This is a genomic window from Brevibacillus sp. B_LB10_24, from assembly GCF_046036945.1.
Taxonomy (GTDB): Bacteria; Bacillota; Bacilli; order Brevibacillales; family Brevibacillaceae; genus Brevibacillus_C.
This window is the reverse complement of the sequence record NZ_JBJQOQ010000003.1, coordinates 76,154-92,725: the sequence shown is the minus strand read 5'-3', so window position 1 is coordinate 92,725 and position 16,572 is coordinate 76,154. Positions and strand designations below refer to the sequence as shown.

Here is a 16,572-nt window from a genome sequence, read left to right as displayed (position 1 = left end):
GGAAGGGAGGAGAAGTCATGAGTGATCGTGCCTACCTGCTGTTTGCAGAGCAGCAGCGGGATCGGGGAATCGATGTGGAACAGGTGAAAGCCAAAGTAAAAGCGTTCAAACTGGAGACGCCGTCCTGGGGATACGGCGATTCCGGCACGAGATTCAAGGTGTTTGCGCAGCAGGGCGTCCCCCGGGACCCCTATGAAAAACTGGCCGATGCCGCCGAGGTGCATCGGCTGACCGGAGCCTGCCCGTCCGTGGCAATTCACATCCCTTGGGACAAGGTGGAGGATTACGCCAAGCTGAAACAGCACGCCGAGGATTTGGGTATCGCGATCGGTGCGGTCAACCCTAACCTGTTTCAGGAAGACGATTACATCTTCGGCAGTGTCTGCAGCGCCGACCCCCGCGTTCGCAAAAAGGCGCTTGCCCATCTTCTGGAGTGCGTGGAGATCGCCAAAGCGGTTGGCTCCAGGGTCATCAGCATCTGGCTGGCGGATGGTACCAATTACCCCGGACAGGCGGATTTGCGAAAACGCAAGCACTGGCTGATGGGGGCGCTGGCTGAGACTTACCAGGCGATGCCGGCCGACATGCGCATGCTGATCGAGTACAAATTCTACGAACCAGCTTTTTACCACACCGACCTGGCCGATTGGGGCATGGCGTTCAACGCAGCCGTAAAGCTGGGGGAACAGGCCCAGGTGCTGGTTGACACAGGGCATCACCCGCAGGGGACGAACGTGGAGCACATCGTCGCATACCTCCTGGATGAACAAAAGCTGGGCGGCTTTCACTTTAACAGCAGAAAATACGGAGATGACGACCTGATCGCTGGGGCGATCAACCCGTATGAGCTGTTTCTGATCTTCCACCAAATCATCGCCGCGTCGGCCGACGAAAGCCCCGGCGTTCGGCGCACGGCAGAGCGGATCGCCTACATGATCGATCAGAGCCACGCGATTGAACCGAAGATTCCGGCGATGATTCGCTCTGTGATCAATGTCCAGACCCAGTACGCCAAAGCGCTGCTAGTCAATTTAGAGGAGCTTGCGAGGGCCCAGGAGTCCCAAGATGTCCTCGCCGCGGAAAATATCGTCAGGGAGGCGTTCGAGTGCGACGTTCGTCCCTTGCTTGGTGTCGTGCGGGAGGAAATGGGTCTGCCTGCCGACCCGATGAAAGCGTATCTGGAGAGCGGCTACGCCGATCAGATTCTCAGCCGCGGCAAAGGTGGGGCGAGCTGGTGAACGTACTCGCATTTGATTTGGGCGCAAGCAGCGGCAGAGCGGTAGCCGGGCGGGTGGACGGAAACAGACTGGCATTTTGGGAGGTTCACCGATTTGAAAACAGCCCAGTGCGGGTAGGGGAGCGGCTGTACTGGGATGTTCTGCGATTGTTCCACGAATTAAAACAGGGGTTGCTAAAAGCCCGCCAGACAGGCTTTTCAGAATTGCACAGCGTGGGCATCGACACCTGGGGAGTCGATTTTGGCTTGATCGGCACGCACGGGGAGCTGCTCGGCAATCCCTATCATTACCGCGACAGCCTGATCGACGGCAAATTGGAAGAGGTGTGCGCCATCCTGCCGAAGCGGGAGATTTTTGCCCGGACGGGTATCCAGTTTATGCCAATCAACAGCCTGTATCGGCTGTATGCGCTGAAGCAGTCGGGTTCCCCGCTGCTCGAACAGGCAGCGAGCTTCTTGATGATGCCCGACCTCTTGCGGTATTTCCTGACGGGAGAAAAGAAGAGCGAATGGACCAACGCTTCCACGACCCAACTGTACAATCCGCTGACCCGTTCATGGGACGAATACATCCTGCAAGGCTTGGGCCTGCCAGCAGAAATGTTCGCCGAGGCAGTCGAGCCCGGGCAGGTTGTCGGCGCGCTGCAGCCCTCCCTGTGTGCGGAGCTGGAGTGTCCGCCGCTGCCCGTGGTCGCCGTAGGGGAGCACGATACCGCTTCGGCCGTGGCGGCGATCCCCTCACTCTCTCCGGACTTTGCCTATTTGAGCTGCGGCACCTGGTCGCTGCTGGGGACGGAAGTGCCGCAGCCGGTGATCAACGATCAGGCGTTGGAGTGGAATTTTACCAATGAAGGCGGCGTCAATCGGACGTTTCGGCTGCTCAAGAATATCATGGGGCTGTGGCTGTTCGAGGAGTGCCGGCGCTGCTGGGCGGTCGGCGGGACTCGTCTCGGCTACGAAGAGATGGTCGCGTTGGCAGGTGGCGCCAAGCCGTTTCAACGCTTTATCGATCCGGACGATCCGATGTTTTTGCATCCGGCCCATATGCCAAAGCAGATTCAGCAGTACTGCCGGGACACCGGGCAGTCCGTTCCCGAATCGAAAGGCGAGATCCTGCGCTGCGTGCTGGAGAGCCTGGCGATGAAGTACCGCCTCGTCCTGGTGCGCACAGAGCTGCTAAGCGGGAAGCATTTCGCCGGCCTGCACCTGGTCGGCGGCGGCGTAAACAACGCCCTGTTGTGCCAATGGACCGCCAATGCCATCGGCTGCCCGGTCTGGGCTGGCCCCGCCGAAGCGACTGCGCTTGGCAACCTCGCCGTCCAACTGATCGCCCACGGCCAACTCCGCGATATCCGCGAGGCCCGAGCACTCCTTCGCGAATCGCTGGCAATCAAGAGCTATGAACCCCAGGAAGCAGCGCTATGGAACGAAGCATACGGATTGTTTCAGAAGGTAACAGGCTGTCATTAGGAGCAAGCAGAGGCCTTGGCACGCCCACCCAGTCGGAACGAAAAAAAACGGCACACGCTTGTCGGCCAAATTCTACGTTGATTGACTCCCAGTCATTTTTGGTCGACGTGCCGTTTTTTGTAATGTAGACGGCCAGTCCCGCTTCCTCGCAGGCGTGCCACGAACGAAGCGAGCCCATTTTTTTCTGTTTCCATCCCTAATGTACTCCAAAGAAAAAGCAGGGGGCATTTCCCCCTGCGTATCCGGCTATTCTCGCCAAGCCTGAGGATGATCTTCCTCTACATACTCAGCCGCCTTCGCATTCGCTTCCACCTGCGCCGGATTTTTGCAGCCCGGAATGACTGTCGTCACCGCTGGATGCCGCAAGCACCAGGCCAAAGCCCACTGCGCCATGTCCACCCCTTGCGACACCTCGTTTTGCTTGATCTGCTCCACTTCCCTCAGCATCTGCTCCACCTGCGCCTGATCGTGGTTTTGCCGCACATCATTTGCCGCAAAGACGGAACCCGGCTTGTATTTTCCGCTCAGAAAGCCGCTCGCCAAAGGTACGCGGGCCAAGACGCCCAAATCCTGCTCTTGGCAGGAGGGGAATACCTCCGCTTCCGGTTTTCGATCCAGGCGGTTGTACACCACTTGAATCGTACTCGCCTTCACCTTTGTCGCCGACCCGGTCTGATGCATGCTGGCTTGCTTGTTCAAGGAGAGGCCCAGGTGGCGAATTTTGCCTGCCTGCACCTGCTTGTCGAGATAGGTCCAGAGGTCGTCGTTGTCAAATGCCTGATCCGGACCGGAATGGAATTGATACAGGTCGATGTAATCCGTTTGCAGTGCCCGCAGCGAGTCTTCCAACTGCTTTTGCACATCCTGTGCCCCGTACTTGTCCGTCCGTTTGAATTTATCGTGAAACTGGTGGCCGAATTTGGTGGCGACGACCCAGTCTTCCCGGCGGTCTTTTTTAAGGAAGTTCCCGATCAACTGCTCCGACAGGTGATCCCCGTAGCACTCCGCCGTATCGATCAGGTTGATTCCCAGTTCCTTTGCACGGTTTAAGACCCGGTCTGCCTCCTCTTGGGAAAAATCGATGCCCCATTCGCCGCCAAACTGCCAGGTGCCCAGTCCGATTACCGAGACTTTCATTTCCGTTTTGCCTAATCTGCGATATTTCATATGAGATTCCTCCGTTCTTTTTGGGGTTACTCTATTTACGACCTTCATGAATGATATGGCCGCCGACTACGGATTTGGTCAAGTTGATAAAGGCAGCAACGGCGGGAGAAACTTGAGGAAGGTTTTGAAGAGCCAATCCCACCGTTCGAAAGCACTGTTCCTTTAACCGCACTCTGCTTAGACCGTCGTGATTGCCATGCGCCACTAATTCCGGAACGATGCTGAGACCTAAGTTTTTTTGCACCATCGCGATGATCGCCTGGTTGTCTGCGATTTCACAATAAACCTTCGGCTGCAGATGATGTTTTGCAAACAGCTGCTTGATCAGATCGTCACATCCGTCTTTTGGCATGATAAAAGGGTAGGATGCGATGTCTCGAACACTTAGCTGTTTCTTCGTTTGCAAGGGGTGATTTCCCGGCAGGATCACTTGCAGATGATCCTGAAACAACGGGATGAAGTCGAGGTTCGCGCTATCGTTTGAAGTGAGAAAACTGATGTCAATGATATTTGATGATACCATTTGTTTGAGTTCCGTGTAACCACCTTCATGGAATTCAACGTGGATCCCAGGATACGCGGAATGGAATTTTTCCAAAATGGAAGGCAGCAAGGACGCTGAAACACTGGGAAACGTTCCTATTCGAAGTGTTCCGACCTCCATCCCATTCAACCGGCCAGCCTCTTGTTTCATTTTTTCTGTCAGATGCAGAATTTGCCTCACATACGCCATCATCGCTTCCCCTTCGGAAGTGAGTGAGATGCCTGAACGCCCCCTGTGCAAAAGGGTAAGGTTCAGTTCGGCTTCCAGACCCTTGATGGCATGGCTGACAGCAGATTGGGACAGGCCAAGCTTGTCTCCCGCTTTTGTAAAGCTTCCCGCATCGACAACGGCCCGAAAAATTTCAAATTGCAGCAATGTGATAGCCCATCAACTCCAATTATGAATTAATTTCATGATAATTATTATGAACATTCATTTGATTAATGTAAAGAACCGGAATATGATGAAAGAAAAAAGCAGGGAGGATTTGTATGAAAACCTTGCCTTACACGTTGGTCGACGTCTTTACCGCTGCGCCCTTTGGAGGCAATCAGCTGGCTGTTTTTCAAGAAGAGGCAGCCTTGGACACAGAAACCATGCAAAAAATCGCCAGGGAACTAAACCTTTCCGAAACCGTCTTTATCCGACCGGCGCGTGATCCAAAAAAGACAAAGAGTTTTCGAATCTTTACGCCAAAAGTTGAACTGCCGATGGCCGGACATCCAACCATCGGGGCCGCTTACGTCTTGGCGGAAAAAGGTTTGTTGGGGACAAAAGAAGGAGCGAATGAATGGATCATAGAGGAAGGAGTAGGGGATATCCCCGTAACTGTTTTTAAGGTCCATGCTCAAATCTCCAGAGTGGAAATGAATCAGCCGCTGCCTGTTTTTGGTGAAAAATACGGTGAGACTCAGTTAGCAGCAGACCTGCTGTCCCTATCCGCAGAAGATCTGGATCCGGCGTTGCCGATTCAGACCGTTTCCACAGGAGTGCCGTTTTTGTTTATCCCGGTCCGCTCACTCACAGCCATGCAAAAGATGCAATTCCGTATGGACATATGGGAGAAGTATTTTAGCGGCAATCCCGAGACAAAACATATTTTTACATTTACGCCGGAAACCGAGGAATCCCGCTCTTCCGTTCACAGCAGGATGTTTGCGCCCGCCATGGGAATTCCGGAAGATCCGGCTACGGGAGCAGCGAGCGGTCCTTTAGGAGCTTATTTAGTCGAACATGCTGTCATCCCGCCAACTGACAACGGAGTGTATCTCATGAGAAGCGAACAGGGAATGGAAATGGGGAGGCCCAGTTATATTGACATCACGATTGTGAAGGAGGGGAACGCATACAAGGAAGTAAAGATCGGGGGGAATTGCGTCATTATCGGTTCTGGAGAACTGTATCTGAAGTAGATATTTTAACAGCTTTCCCGGCTTGAAACGGCATATTACCCGTTGCAGAGCCGGGAGGTTGTTCGAATGAAACAGCTCTCATCCGGGCTTTCTGCTTTTCATAATGAGAGTAGCGGGAACAAGCTTTGCTTTCTCTATAAAATACCATGCGTTTCGGTTGTTTTCACTCGAATCATCGGGGATTGAGACTTCTTCGATTACTTTCTCTATCTGAAAGCCCGTGCCAATCAGCTCATTTACATATGTACTCAGTTTGTACTGATGCATAACGGCTGGTGCGGGCCATTTTTCATGGTAATAAGGTCCTTCCTGCAAATACGACTTGTGAAAAATCGAAGAATCATCCTGATATTCAACCCGGTTATACAAAGGATGTTCCCAACTAAAAACAAACACGCCTCCCGGCTTCAAATAATTCCAAATGTTATTGAAGGTTTTATGCAGGTTTACCGTCCAGCCGAGAGCAAATATTGAGTAGACAATATCAAAATAGCCGTGCGGCAATCCAGGGTCTGCCTCCATCGGTGACGCAAACAATCGTAATTGTGGCGTTTTATCCTGTAACAGCTGCCTGGCGGTTTCAATCTGTGTACTTGATAAATCCAAACCCCACAGCTCACCTGCTTTTCGCAAAGCCATGTACTGCAGCGAATGGCCGCTGCCGCAGCCGATGTCCAACACCCTTTTATTCTCCACATCACCAAGCAACCGAAGTTCTTCCTCGCCTGGTGCAAAGGGACCATAATCGGGTAGCGGCGTTCTGCCGAAGAAACGGTGTGCCTCTTGATTCCAGGTTTGGCAGTTTATCTGTAAAAAATGATTTTCTTGAGAGAGATTCATCATGCTCACCCTTTCATCTGATCATAGGAACATATATTTGCTTCGGCGGGTTCCATTCCTGCTTGGCGATCAGGTCTGACTCCGATTTTTTCGAATTTTTTCTCATTGACAGAAAAAAATAACCTGACTATAATTCATACTAAACATATAGGAATTATCGTTTATAATCATTCGTAAGCATCTTTCTCACCGCTGTGAACTGAGGTCCGAATATTTCGTCAAAAAGGAGCGTGTTTACCCGTGTCCGAGCAAAGAAAGTGGAAATGGGCAGATGATCCCAATCTGAACAAAATGGAGTTGACCAAACTGGAAAAAGACGGGCTGGACGTGATCGAGACGATCGTCAACAGCTACTCGAAAGAAGGGTATACCTCGATTGAGCCGTCCGATTTCGACCGGTTTAAGTGGGCGGGCATCTACCAACAGCGTCCGAAAGACGGTCACTTCATGATGCGCGTCCGCATTCCCGGAGGCATCCTGACCAGCCAGCAGGCCCGGACGCTGGCAGGCATTGCAAAAGACTACGGCCGCGATCTGGTGGATGTGACGACGCGGCAAGCGGTGCAGTTTCACTGGCTGACGGTGGAATCGTTGGCCGACATCTTTTCGCGGCTGTCGGAAGTCGGGTTGTCCTCGTTTGAGGCTTGCGGGGACTGTCCGCGGACGATCGTGGGCAATCCGCTTGCCGGCATTGACCCGCATGAAGTGCTGGATACGCGTCCGATCATCAAGGAATTGGAGCAGTTTTTCCTGCTGAACCGGGATTTTTCCAATCTGCCGCGCAAGTACAAGATGTCGATCTCGGCCAATGTGTACAATGCGGCCCACGCCCAGATCAACGACCTGGCCTTTTCTCCGGCTAAAAAGACGATCGGCACGGAAGAAGTGGTCGGCTTTCACGTCTGGGTCGGCGGGGGACTGTCGGCCAAACCGTATCTGGCACAGCAGCTGGACGTCTTCTGCCGCCCGGAAGAGGTGGTTAAGGTAGCGGCAGGCGTGACCACGCTGTTCCGAGATTTTGGCTACCGGCAAAAGCGGACACACGCCCGCCTCAAATTCCTCGTCGCCGATTGGGGCGCAGAAAAGTTTCGCGAGGAGCTGGTGAAGCTGATCGGCCCGCTGGAGACGCGGGGGGAAGACTTGCTGAAGGGATGGAATGCCGGGTATTTTTACGGCCTTCACGAACAGAGGCAGAAAGGCTTCTACTACGCCGGCCTGTCTGTTCCCGTGGGGCGGATGAACGCGGACGAACTGTCCGAATTGGCCCGGTTGGCAGACGAGTACGGTGACGGAACGATCGGCACCTGCAATTCGCAAAATGTGTTGATCCGCCAGATCCCCGAGGAAAAGCTGGAGGCCTTCCGCACCGAGCCGATCATTGCGACCCGCTTTACGCTCGCTCCCCAGACGTTTGTCGGCTACGCCGTCTCCTGCACGGGGATCGAGTACTGCAATCTGGCTGTCGTCGAGACAAAAGAGCGGATGCGCACGCTGGCGGAGTACCTGGACCAGACGGTGGCGCTCGACACGCCGCTGCGGATTCACATGGTAGGCTGCCCCAATTCGTGCGGACAGCGGCAGATTGGCGATATCGGCTTGCAGGGGGCTTTGGTCAAGACGCCAAACGGCATGGTTGACGCCTTTGACATCTACGTTGGGGGCACGCTGGAAGAGGCGCGGTTCAATCAAAAACTGAAAGCGCGGATCATGGCTGACGATCTTGGACCGTTCCTTGCGCAGCTGATCGCGATCTACAAAGAAGAGCGGCAGGGTGGCGAACCGTACTGGCGCTACGTAGAGCGCGTCGGCCTGGAGGCGATCCAGCGGCAGGTTGATGCGATCCTGCAAACAGCTTAAGGAACGCCAAACAGGGGGAGGAAAACATGGGGGAACAGCAAACAGAGACGTACCTGTATAAGCTGGAGGCGGTATTGGAACAGGAGCGGCTGCTGACCGTTGTGGTTATAGCGTCATCCGACGAAAAAGCATTCAGCTCGGCGGAAAACAATATCCTGCGCCACACGATCGCTCCAATGGCGATCAAACAGCTCAGCCTGGTGGAAAAGAAACCGCTGGGCCGGCAAGGAGTAGGGTATGTGATCGAAACTTCCCAATTTTAACGGGCGAGGAGGGGGAATATGAGTATCCGTTATGAATCGGCAACAGACAAACTACTCGCTGCTGTCAACGCAGAGCTGTCCGCCACAGACACGATGGGCGTGATCAAGTGGGCATACGCCGCCTTTGGCGATGAGCTGGTGTACGCCTGCAGCTTTGGCGCGGAAGGGATCGTGCTGTTGGACCACATCAGTCAGGTCAAACGGGATGCGCGCGTCTTTTTTCTCGACACCCATCTCCACTTCGCCGAAACCTATGAACTGATCAAACGCGTTCGCGAACGGTACCCCGACCTGCGCATCACCATGACTCAGCCGGAGCTGACGCTTGCCGATCAAGCGGCCGCGTACGGGGAGGAGCTGTGGCAAAAACAGCCTGACCTCTGCTGCCAACTGCGCAAGGTGAGTCCGCTCGCCGGCGTGCTGGATGGCGCTTTGGCCTGGCTGTCCGGTCTGCGGCGGGAGCAGTCGCCGACGCGGGCGAATGTAGAGTTTGTCAACCGGGACGAGAAATTCCGCTCATTGAAAATCTGTCCGCTGATTCACTGGACGTGGCAGGAGATCTGGGAGTACCTGCACGCTTTCGGGCTCCCTTACAATCCCCTGCACGACCAAGGCTATCCCAGCATCGGGTGCCAGCCGTGCACCAGGGCAGTTGAAGCAGGAGAGGACGCGAGGGCCGGGCGGTGGGCGTTCAGCGGCAAAACGGAATGCGGCCTGCATCTGCCGCCCGCGTCATCGAAATAGGAGAAAGGACGGATCACGATGAGTACAAGCCAACCGCACGGCGGTACATTGATCAATCGCTTCGATCCATCGGCCGATCTGTCGCAGGCATCGCGGCAAGTGGAGCTGGACGCGTTCGCGCTCTCTGACCTGGAGTTGATCGCGATCGGAGCGTACAGCCCGATCAGCGGTTTTATGGACCGGGCTAATTACGATTCAGTCGTGGAGCAGATGAGGCTTGCCGGCGGGCAGGTATGGAGCCTCCCGATTACCCTGCCGGTGCCGGAAGAAGCTGCGGCCGAATTGGCCGTAGGCGACCAGGTCAGGCTGGAGTACCAGGGCGAAGTGTATGGCCTTATGCAAATCACCGATATCTATCGGCCGGACAAGGTGCGCGAAGCGAGGCAGGTATACGGCACGGACGACATCAATCATCCGGGGGTAAAAAAACTGCTGGAACGCCCCGGCGTGTATCTCGGCGGACCGGTAACCCTGCTGAGGAGGCCGGACAAGGGGGCGTTTGCCTCGCACTATTTCGATCCGGCCGAGACCAGGCAGCTGTTTGCCGAGCGGGGCTGGAAGACGGTGGTCGGCTTTCAGACGCGCAATCCGGTGCACCGCGCCCACGAGTACATACAAAAGGCGGCATTGGAAATCGTCGACGGACTTTTCCTCAATCCGCTCGTGGGCGAGACCAAAGCAGATGATATCCCCGCCGATGTCCGCATGGGGAGCTATCAGGTCCTGCTGCGCCATTACTACCCGGCCAGCCGCGTACAGCTTGCCGTCTTTCCCGCCGCCATGCGCTACGCCGGCCCCCGGGAAGCGATTTTCCACGCCTTGGTGCGGAAAAACTACGGCTGCACCCACTTTATCGTCGGCCGCGACCACGCCGGTGTGGGCAGCTACTACGGCACATATGACGCCCAGCACATCTTTCGCCGCTTCAGTCCCGACGAGCTGGGCATTACGCCGCTGTTCTTTGAGAACAGCTTCTACTGCAAAAGCTGCGGAAACATGGCTTCGAGCAAGACCTGTCCGCACGACAGCGCTCACCACGTCGCCCTGTCCGGGACTAAAGTAAGGGAGATGCTGTCGAGAGGGGAAGCGCCGCCGCCGGAATTCAGCCGGCCGGAGGTCGTCCAGGTACTGATTGCCGGGCTGCGGGCATCGCCTCGATGACAGCGGGAGAGGAGAGAAACAGATGACCCTTGAAACGGCACCCCATCTCGTCTGGCATCCCGCCGCTGTCACCAAGCGCGACCGGCAGCGGCTCTATGGTCACAAAAGCTGCGTCTTGTGGTTTACCGGACTCTCGGGTGCGGGAAAATCCACCTTGGCCAATGCCGTCGAACAGCAGTTGCACGAGCGCGGCTTGCACAGCTATGTGCTGGATGGCGACAACATCCGGCACGGGTTAAACCGCGGTCTCGGCTTTTCCCCGGAAGACCGCAAAGAAAACATCCGGCGGATCGCCGAGGTGGCCAAACTGTTTGTCGACGCCGGTATCATTACGCTGACGGCATTCATTTCGCCTTACCGCGAAGACCGCGAACTGGCCCGCAGCTTGCTCGAACCAGGCGAGTTTGCAGAGATTTACGTCCGCTGCCCGATTGAGGAGTGCGAGCGGCGGGATCCCAAAGGACTGTATAAGAAAGCGAGGAGCGGGGAGATCGGTGAATTTACCGGCGTTACTTCCCCGTATGAGGAGCCGGCAGCTCCAGAGTTGGTAATCGAGAGCGGAGAGGTGTCCGTCGAGGAGTCAGTTCGCCTTATCTTGGCGTATTTGACACAGCAGGGCGCGATTCCAGATCAAGGCTCGTAACAAAAACAGCAGTCCAATACTCGCAGGAGAGGCGGGTTTTGGGCTGCTGTTTATCCATTTACAGTCGGTCTTTCCATTTTTGACCGATGGGAGTTACGAGCCCGTCCATACTGATCCGGTTTTTCTTGTGATGATAAGCATCAAGACCTTCCTCGCCCATGGCTTCGGCCCACTTATGGAGAGCATCGCGTTCTTCCGTATAAGAAAAGAACGGTACGCCAGTTCCACATGAAGTCTTGACTTCATGGATGTCCGCAAAAATGATCTGCCGCATGCCCGGAAGCGGATCGAAGCGTTTGATCCATTCGTCCCATTCAGGCGACTCCGGCAGTATGACTCGGCCCCTGCCGTACAGGCGGAGGATCATGGGCGCCCCTTCAAAAGCAACGAACATAAATGTAATTCTCCCGTTTTCCAACAGGTGCTCATCTGTCCACGAATGCTGAGGCCAGTTCAACTGCAATGCGCTTTGATACATGAAATCCCAGTTTTCCGGCAACAGTAAAGCTATCATCTACGAATGATGGAGGGTACAACATGTCAGAAACCAAACAACCGCACGATGCAAAGGGCACCCAATCAGATAAGGCTGCGCCTAAGCCGGCTTCCGCACCCGATTCGAGCCAAACTTTGAAAGACCAGGTTTTCGCCGAACAGGCAAGACCAGTGGCGTCCGTTCAGCGCGACAACCAGCTCTTATAGATTCAAACCAGAAGGGGAGAGTACTCGACTAAAAGTTGCTCTCCTTATCTATTTTCGAATGACATATTAAAAGTTGTGTGCCCGATTTACGAAATTGACTTACAGCAATTCCGATGAACAGAATCCATACGTTTTCAGTTGTGATCGACATGTACAAGTTCCTGGAAAACATGATCATGATACGCTGCATAGAAACGGCGACCGAGTACAGGCCGATCGTTGTGCACCCCATGAACAACAGATGTCTCGCCACTTTGTTCAGAGTCTTTTTTTGCAGCATATTTTTTATGGAAGCATACAGCAGGTACACTGTCTGTAAGGTTTTGTCCCTTTCCGGGTAACTAACATGTCGTTCCTCCGGGGGCTCTCACCCGGGCACATTACTTCGGTCGCGCCGCCTGATCTGCATGAACTGTTCTGAAAAAGGAAATAAAGACATTCGTTTTGTAGTGAAATGCTGGCGAATCATAGGGAAGCAGTCCGCAGGCGTATCAATCTCAACTATCCTGCCAAACGGAACAATACATAAATCCCACCTCGATGGGGAAAAGTCAAAGCTGACTGTGACTGACGGCTACCTCACAGCTTCCCGATCAAATCAGGCCGATTTGCCAATAGGTAATCAACCCCCAGCCGGGTCAGTTTGATCCCGGTACGGCCTCTGTTGGTGACAATGTATCCGCGCTCCTCAAGAAGGGCCAGGCGCTTGCGTATCTGCTGCTCACTGAGAGGCCTTCGCCAATGTGCGCTTCTTTCCGCCAGTTTTTTCCTCCCGATAGGCTGCCCCGCCTCGTTCGCATGAAAAGCAGCCTCCAGGATAAACAACGCTTCCTCCCGATCGGCAGGCAGCTCTTCAGCTGCTGGCTGCACCTCTAGATTTTCCCGCGATTTCCGCTGAAAGAAGCTCTCGTTGGGGATGTCATCGGTGGTGATGACGTTGCCGTCGCAGACGGCAAGCATGTAGTCGATGGTGTTTTTTAATTCCCGGACATTGCCGTACCACTGGTAGCGCATGAGCTTCTCCAGGACGTCAGGCTTGATCTCGATCTGGCTGCGGCCGCTCTGGAACATAAAGTGGCGAATAAGCGGATAGATGTCCTCCTTGCGGGTTCTCAGCTCCGGCAGACGGATGTAGAGTATCTTCAGGCGGTGGTACAGGTCTTCGCGAAACGTGCCGGCCTCGATCATTTTCAGCAGATCCTTGTTGGTGGCTGCAATCACCCGGACGTCTACGGGGATGATCTTGTTTCCACCGACCCGCATGATCTCTTTTTCCTGCAGCACCCGAAGCAGCCTGGCCTGCAGCTTCAGGCTGATATCGCCGATTTCGTCAAGAAAGATCGTCCCGCCGCTGGCCTGTTCAAACAGGCCGATTTTCCCGCCTTTTTTTGCCCCGGTAAATGCCCCTTCTTCGTATCCGAACAGTTCGCTCTCGACCAGATCTTCCGGCAGAGCGCTGAAGTTGACGGCGAGAAACGGCCCTTCCTGCCGCAGGGAAGCGTTGTGAATTGCGCTCGCATACAATTCCTTTCCGGTTCCGCTTTCTCCTTCGATCAGCACGGTCAGATTGGTTTTAGCGATTTTCCTGGCGATTTCCTTGGTTTTATGGATGCTGCTGCTCACGCCCTTGATATCTTGAAAGGTAAATTTGGCGATGTATCCTTTTTTTAACAGCTCGCGGCGATAGGATTTTTCCAGTTCGATCGTTTCGTGCGCATTCTGAAAGGTAGCGACGATCGTATTCTCTGTCTTGAGATGGAAGCGATGGATGAGCACATCTCCGGAGTGAAGCGAAAACCATCCGGTCTCTTCCTCCGAGTCGTTCAAAATGAACGATGCCAACTCGGCGTTTCGCAAGACATCCTGAAGGGTTCGGCCGACGGTTTTTCCCGGGGAGAGGCCCAGCATGTTCGTCAGGTTTTCGTTGCATACCGTGATCATCCCCTTGCTGTTGACGGCCAGTATTCCGTCGTTCACCCCGTCAAGCACGTGCTTCAAATGCCTGTTTAGCTGGTCGGACTGGCGGCTGGTCATCGACAATTTCTTGCTCAGGTCGATGATTTTCCTGATGTACTTGTCCGAGACGATATCCCCCTTTTGTTTCAGCAGGTCAAGCTCCTGCAGGATCGTCATGACCGTCGTGATATCGATCAATCGCGGGCCGATGTTCACCACTTCTTTAACAAAGGGAGGAACCAAATCCACCTCTCCCGGCGTAATCGCGAACTCCACCTCGGGAATGTTTTTCTTCCCCGGGTAACAGGGGATGTACTCGATGTGATTAATGCCTAGCTGCAGCAGCGTTTCGATCGATTCGTAGACGGTGTCAGGCCCGTCGTTTACGTAGAGTGCTTTGGTCTTGGGCGCCAGAAACAACAGCTTGTCGATATGTTCAAAATTAACGGTACGCTTGGCAACCAGCACTTTGCAGCTCTCTCCGATGTAGGGAGCAGTCTCCTCCGTGATCTCGGGAGAGGAAAGGATGATCAACTTGTTTGAAAAGACACCGGATATGTTCTCCTCAAGCGATTCGTGATGGATGCGGACGAAATCTCCGATTACTTCTTCCAGCTGTTTAACCAGGGTTTTTCTCGTTTCTTTCGTTCCGGTGAGGAGGATAATCTCTTTTACGGGCATGCGGGAAATGTCCTTTCCTATATGGGTCTAAATGGTTGTTTTTGTCTGATCTTTTTCTCATTATTATAACCATTAAATCGCCCGCGTAATAGAAAAATTCAAAATATAACGATTTATCTTAACGAATTACTGCACGATTGATTCCGCCGTCTCATTGGCACAAGGATTGCTACTTCATTACGGTGCAAGATCATTTACAAAAAATCATCAGGGGGTCGATGCATTTGTTGGCAAAGTGGAAAGGTATGCGTTTAGGACTTGGTATTATGCTGGCGGCCGGATTTTTCGCCGGGTGTTCGCCGGCACCGACTGAAACCAAAACAGAGCCGCCCAATACCAGTGCGGCGCCGGCACCAGAGAGCAGTCAGGCAAAGCAAAGCGCGGAGCCAAAATCGATCACCGTCGCAGTGGAAGCGGAACCGGTCTCGCTGGACCCGCAAAACGTGACGGACGGCAACTCACTCACCGTACAGCGGCCGATGTTCGAAGGGCTGATGACGTTCAACGATCAGATGAAGCCGGTCCCGATGCTGGCGACCGAGTACAAGTTTAACGACGATGCGACAGAGGTGACGTTTACGCTGCGCGAAGGCGTCACGTTCCACGACGGGTCGCCGTTTAACGCAGAGGTGGTAAAAGCGAATCTGGACTTCGTCCGCGACGAGAAGAACGGGCTGGCCCGCAATAATTATTTCTCCTTTATCAAAGAAGTGATCGTCAAAGATCCGACCCATGTCACGATCGTCTCTGCCGAACCCAACTCGGCGATGGTATCGTATCTGGCTCACCCGTCCGCCGCATTCAAATCTCTCGAGGTGTTGAACAAAAAGAAAGCCGATCCCAGCTTCAACCTGGACCGCAATCCTGTCGGTACCGGGCCGTTCAAGTTCGCCGAATGGAAGGACAACCAGTACGTAAAGGTCGTCCCGTATGAGAACTACTGGGATCAGGCACACAAAGCCAAGGTGGAGAGCATCGTCTACAAGCCGGTGATTGAAGCGGGCACGCGCATTAACATGCTGAAGGCCGGGGAAGCGGACGTCATCTCCAAACTGCCGACACAGAGCGCCAAAGAAATCAGCCAGGACAGCAGCTTCAACCTCTTTACCGCACCGTCGCTGAATGTCTACTACGTCGGCATGAACCTGAAGCTGAAAAAATACCAGGACAAGCGGGTCAGGCAGGCGATGAACTACGCCGTCAACAAGGATGAGTTGATCGCTGGAGTGGTCGACGGCTATGCCCAGGTGGCTGACTCCGCGATTGCCCCCCATACCTTCGGCTACAGCCAGCAAAAAGTATACGAGTACAATCCGGACAAAGCCAAACAGCTGCTGGTGGAAGCGGGCTACAAAGACGGCTTCGACGCTGTGCTCTGGACGAGAAACTCAAGCGAATTCATCGCGATTGCAGAAAATGTGGCGATCCAACTTGAAAAAATTGGAATTAAAGCAAAGGTACAGCCGTATGAAAGCGGCACGCTGTTCGACATGCTGGACCATGAAAAGGGGACAGATCTCTGGATTGGCCGCTGGTCCCCGGGAACCGGGGAAGCGGACTACGGGCTTCGTCCCAACTTCCACACTGCCAGCTTCGCGCCGAGCTTCAACAACTCCGGATTCTACAGCAACAAAGAAGTAGACAAGCTGTTGGACGACGCACTCATCACGCCAAACCAGGAAGAGGCACTGAAAAAATACGCGCAAGCTCAACAGATCATCTACGAGGATGCGCCATGGGTGTTCCTGCACGTCCCGGACAACGTCGTGGCCAAATCCAAGGACGTTTCGGGCGTAACCGTGCTGCCGAGCGACACGGTGCTCGTCAACGATGCGGAAAAGAACTAACGGGTAAACGGGAGCCGTCCGGGGCTGCCCACTGGAGCAGCCCGGTTG

General features: G+C 54.3%; 15 protein-coding genes. 10 read left to right on the top strand and 5 right to left on the bottom strand.

The window, feature by feature from the left end; translation table 11 throughout:
• Positions 1 to 17: 17 nt before the first annotated feature.
• Both rhaI and ACI7RC_RS04980 read left to right on the top strand, forming a co-directional pair.
• Entirely contained in the window at positions 18 to 1,238 is a 1,221-nt protein-coding gene (gene rhaI, locus ACI7RC_RS04985) for an L-rhamnose isomerase (RefSeq protein WP_408107137.1), read from the top strand.
• Positions 1,235 to 2,707, top strand: a complete 1,473-nt coding sequence (locus ACI7RC_RS04980; RefSeq protein ID WP_408107136.1) for a rhamnulokinase — start codon at positions 1,235 to 1,237, stop codon at positions 2,705 to 2,707. The genes rhaI and ACI7RC_RS04980 overlap by 4 nt, the downstream gene beginning before the upstream one ends.
• A 246-nt stretch (positions 2,708 to 2,953) precedes the next feature.
• On the opposite strand, the gene ACI7RC_RS04975 is transcribed toward ACI7RC_RS04980, so the two are convergent.
• Positions 2,954 to 3,874 (bottom strand): aldo/keto reductase, encoded by a 921-nt coding sequence (locus ACI7RC_RS04975; protein WP_408107135.1) that lies wholly within the window; start codon positions 3,872 to 3,874, stop codon positions 2,954 to 2,956.
• Between the two features lie 31 nt (positions 3,875 to 3,905).
• Positions 3,906 to 4,793 carry a LysR family transcriptional regulator gene (locus ACI7RC_RS04970; RefSeq protein WP_408107134.1) on the bottom strand — a complete coding sequence of 296 codons (888 nt, stop codon included), beginning with the start codon at positions 4,791 to 4,793 and terminating at the stop codon, positions 3,906 to 3,908.
• Positions 4,794 to 4,909: 116 nt separating this feature from the next.
• On the opposite strand from ACI7RC_RS04970, the gene ACI7RC_RS04965 reads away from it, so the two are divergent.
• The gene (locus ACI7RC_RS04965; protein WP_408107133.1) at positions 4,910 to 5,830 is read left to right on the top strand and encodes a PhzF family phenazine biosynthesis protein; all 921 of its coding nucleotides are present in this window, start codon (positions 4,910 to 4,912) and stop codon (positions 5,828 to 5,830) included.
• A 78-nt stretch (positions 5,831 to 5,908) separates the two neighbouring features.
• Here the strand turns inward: ACI7RC_RS04965 and ACI7RC_RS04960 are convergent, their stop codons facing one another.
• On the bottom strand, positions 5,909 to 6,670 hold the full coding sequence (locus ACI7RC_RS04960) for a class I SAM-dependent methyltransferase (protein ID WP_408107132.1): 762 nt from the start codon (positions 6,668 to 6,670) through the stop codon (positions 5,909 to 5,911).
• 291 nt (positions 6,671 to 6,961) lie between these two features.
• On the opposite strand from ACI7RC_RS04960, the gene ACI7RC_RS04955 reads away from it, so the two are divergent.
• From ACI7RC_RS04955 to cysC, 5 genes are read left to right on the top strand one after another with little or no spacing between them, the layout of a single operon-like run.
• Entirely contained in the window at positions 6,962 to 8,527 is a 1,566-nt protein-coding gene (locus tag ACI7RC_RS04955) for a nitrite/sulfite reductase (RefSeq protein WP_408107251.1), read from the top strand.
• 26 nt (positions 8,528 to 8,553) lie between these two features.
• The gene (locus tag ACI7RC_RS04950) at positions 8,554 to 8,790 is read left to right on the top strand and encodes a DUF3906 family protein (protein WP_408107131.1); all 237 of its coding nucleotides are present in this window, start codon (positions 8,554 to 8,556) and stop codon (positions 8,788 to 8,790) included.
• 18 nt (positions 8,791 to 8,808) lie between these two features.
• A complete protein-coding gene (locus ACI7RC_RS04945; RefSeq protein ID WP_408107130.1) occupies positions 8,809 to 9,534 on the top strand; it encodes a phosphoadenylyl-sulfate reductase in 726 nt (241 codons plus the stop codon).
• A gap of 18 nt (positions 9,535 to 9,552) precedes the next feature.
• A complete protein-coding gene (sat, locus tag ACI7RC_RS04940; RefSeq protein ID WP_408107129.1) occupies positions 9,553 to 10,695 on the top strand; it encodes a sulfate adenylyltransferase in 1,143 nt (380 codons plus the stop codon).
• Between the two features lie 22 nt (positions 10,696 to 10,717).
• Positions 10,718 to 11,338 carry an adenylyl-sulfate kinase gene (gene cysC, locus ACI7RC_RS04935; RefSeq protein WP_408107128.1) on the top strand — a complete coding sequence of 207 codons (621 nt, stop codon included), beginning with the start codon at positions 10,718 to 10,720 and terminating at the stop codon, positions 11,336 to 11,338.
• A gap of 58 nt (positions 11,339 to 11,396) precedes the next feature.
• Here cysC and ACI7RC_RS04930 read toward each other — a convergent pair whose 3' ends face one another.
• On the bottom strand, positions 11,397 to 11,732 hold the full coding sequence (locus ACI7RC_RS04930; RefSeq protein WP_408107127.1) for a pyridoxamine 5'-phosphate oxidase family protein: 336 nt from the start codon (positions 11,730 to 11,732) through the stop codon (positions 11,397 to 11,399).
• A gap of 143 nt (positions 11,733 to 11,875) precedes the next feature.
• On the opposite strand from ACI7RC_RS04930, the gene ACI7RC_RS04925 reads away from it, so the two are divergent.
• On the top strand, positions 11,876 to 12,040 hold the full coding sequence (locus ACI7RC_RS04925; RefSeq protein WP_408107126.1) for a hypothetical protein: 165 nt from the start codon (positions 11,876 to 11,878) through the stop codon (positions 12,038 to 12,040).
• Between the two features lie 579 nt (positions 12,041 to 12,619).
• On the opposite strand, the gene ACI7RC_RS04920 is transcribed toward ACI7RC_RS04925, so the two are convergent.
• A complete protein-coding gene (locus tag ACI7RC_RS04920; RefSeq protein WP_408107125.1) occupies positions 12,620 to 14,677 on the bottom strand; it encodes a sigma-54 interaction domain-containing protein in 2,058 nt (685 codons plus the stop codon).
• A gap of 218 nt (positions 14,678 to 14,895) precedes the next feature.
• On the opposite strand from ACI7RC_RS04920, the gene ACI7RC_RS04915 reads away from it, so the two are divergent.
• A complete protein-coding gene (locus tag ACI7RC_RS04915) occupies positions 14,896 to 16,524 on the top strand; it encodes a glutathione ABC transporter substrate-binding protein (protein WP_408107124.1) in 1,629 nt (542 codons plus the stop codon).
• The last annotated feature ends 48 nt before the right edge of the window (positions 16,525 to 16,572 follow it).